Raw genomic sequence first — 2,022 nt, 5'->3', positions numbered from 1 at the left:
GGTGGTAGCGTTGCCCATTATACCATAGTGGCAGAAATGCCACAAGAAGCCATTTCCCCTTGTTTATTATCAGAGCCATAAGGAAAAGAGTGTCAAGGGCGGTCGAAAGACCGCAGCGTTTACCCTTGATACTCTTTTTTGTTGGCTATCATGCCGGAGGGGGAAACGGCTGTCCGTCCGTTCCGTCACTTCCCCTTGTGCTTCATTGTCTGTTCCGGCGGAAGAAAGTAAAGGGTGGTCTGCGACCATTTTTTATCTGCTGCATTCGCTGATCGGCAAGCCGAAGCTCATACTGCAGATAAAAAACAAGCCCTTGACTGTCTCCCTCCTACACTTCCAAAGTCGCCCAAGAGGAAGTAAGCTCCACTGTATTTCTGGCGAAATCCACGCACGAATATATCCGCTTGACAAGTGGCTATCACTATGCTATATTATGTGTAGCGGATATATTGCAAGTTCCCTAAAGTGATAGCCTAACGGCTACACTTTAGAACTTGTGAGGGTGGCAAAGCCCCCCTTCAATCCCCCTTTGAGTGACCGCAGATATGCGGTAAATTGTTGAGTGATAGCCAAGAAGAAAGAGAGGTAAAAGCATGAGTTGGGGCGAGGAACAGCAGAAAGAAATTGAGACAATCAGAGAGAGAAAAATCACAGTGAAATTGTCGGACGCAGATTGTGACCGACTGGCGAGAAAGTGTGGGAAGCATGGTCTGACAATCGGAGAGCTGATAGAGAATTTTGTCGGAGATTTGGTGGGCGGTACTTACTCCAATGGAAGTGATGAAAGAGATTATGCTGACCAGTGGTTCGAGCGTTGTTGGTTCGGAATGTTCCCAGAGCCTACACTGCTGAATCACTTATTGAATTTGGGTTATGAACCAGAGCATTATCTGGATATGTTGGAGAACGTAGAGACAATAAAATCCGACATTGAAATTACTAAACAGAACATAGCAGAGCCAAGTGATGAATGGAAAGACATTGTGTACCACAAGTATAATGATGATTTTACAAGCTATGAGTGTGTGCCTTGTTACAATAGTGTTGATGAATATATAGCAAGCGAAAAAGAAGATTTAGAAAGCTATAAGGCAGACTTAGAAGAAGCACTGGAAGAACTGAAAGACATGAGAGCGGACTGGAAGCCAGAGAAAGAGCCGAACATGAACGAGGAAATCGAACTCATTAAGAAGTGGGTAAAGGAAAGAGAGGACTTCATCAATGAATAGGACAAGACCGAAGCAGATAGTTATAAGAGTGTCAGAGGAAGAACTTGCACAGATAAAAGAAAAAGTAGAGCAGTCTGGAAAGAGCCAACAGCAATATATCATTGAAGCCCTCACACAGTCGAACATTGTCAATCTGGACGGACTGAAAGAGATATATCCAGAGCTGAAAAGGCAAGGCAACAATCTGAACCAGATAGCCAAGAAGCTGAATGAAAATGGATATGTGGACTATAAGCAAGAGCTTCCTAACACCATGAAAGAGGTGAGAGAAGTATGGCAGTTATTAAAGCAGTATCTTCAAAAGCAGGCATAGGGCAAGCACTGGACTATGTGACAAAAGAGGAAAAGACAGAGGATAAGCTTGTCAGCGGTCTGCACTGTGAACCAGATACAGTAAAGGACGAAATGCAAGCCACCAAGGAACTATGGGAGAAAACCGGGGGAAGGACATACAAGCATTTTGTCCAGAGCTACCATAAGGACGAGAAAATCACGCCGGAGCAGGCACACAGGAACGCCTTACAGCTTGCAGAGAATACGCCGGCATGGAAAGGGTTTGAGGTGCTTGTGGCTACCCATAAGGACAAAGACCATATCCATACGCACTTTATCGTCAATTCCGTCAATTTTGAGGACGGGCACAAGCTGCAGTGGAGCAGCGCCGACCTGCAGGAGCTGAAGGAGCGGTGCAACGCACAGAGCAGGGAGCAGGGGCTACACGTCTCAGAAAAGGGAAAGACCTTTGAAGGAGCGGAACGTGAGGAAACAGTGGCATGGAAAAAAGAGACGTACC

At 45.7% G+C, this 2,022-nt stretch carries 3 protein-coding genes; all 3 read left to right on the top strand.

Features of this window, described 5'->3' with window-relative positions:
* Nucleotides 1-593: 593 nt before the first annotated feature.
* A complete protein-coding gene (locus DW826_RS16840; RefSeq protein ID WP_002595442.1) occupies nt 594-1,229 on the top strand; it encodes a hypothetical protein in 636 nt (211 codons plus the stop codon).
* Nucleotides 1,222-1,542: a plasmid mobilization relaxosome protein MobC gene (mobC, locus tag DW826_RS16835; protein ID WP_002595443.1), complete on the top strand. Its 321-nt coding sequence runs from the start codon at nt 1,222-1,224 to the stop codon at nt 1,540-1,542. The genes DW826_RS16840 and mobC overlap by 8 nt, the downstream gene beginning before the upstream one ends.
* Nucleotides 1,503-2,022, top strand: a 520-nt coding sequence (locus DW826_RS18765; RefSeq protein WP_242994136.1) for a relaxase/mobilization nuclease domain-containing protein, incomplete at its 3' end; no start/stop codon positions are given. The genes mobC and DW826_RS18765, both read left to right, overlap by 40 nt.

This window comes from Clostridium sp. AM34-11AC (genome assembly GCF_003435375.1).
Classification (GTDB): domain Bacteria; phylum Bacillota; class Clostridia; order Lachnospirales; family Lachnospiraceae; genus Pilosibacter; species Pilosibacter fragilis.
This window is presented reverse-complemented; position numbering and strand designations above follow the sequence as displayed.

What these genes read in the sequence shown, in the direction of transcription:
- DW826_RS16840 (WP_002595442.1), top strand. Translation starts at nt 594, where the DNA reads ATGAGTTGGGGCGAGGAACAGCAGAAAGAAATTGAGACAATCAGAGAG.
- mobC (WP_002595443.1), top strand. Translation starts at nt 1,222, where the DNA reads ATGAATAGGACAAGACCGAAGCAGATAGTTATAAGAGTGTCAGAGGAA.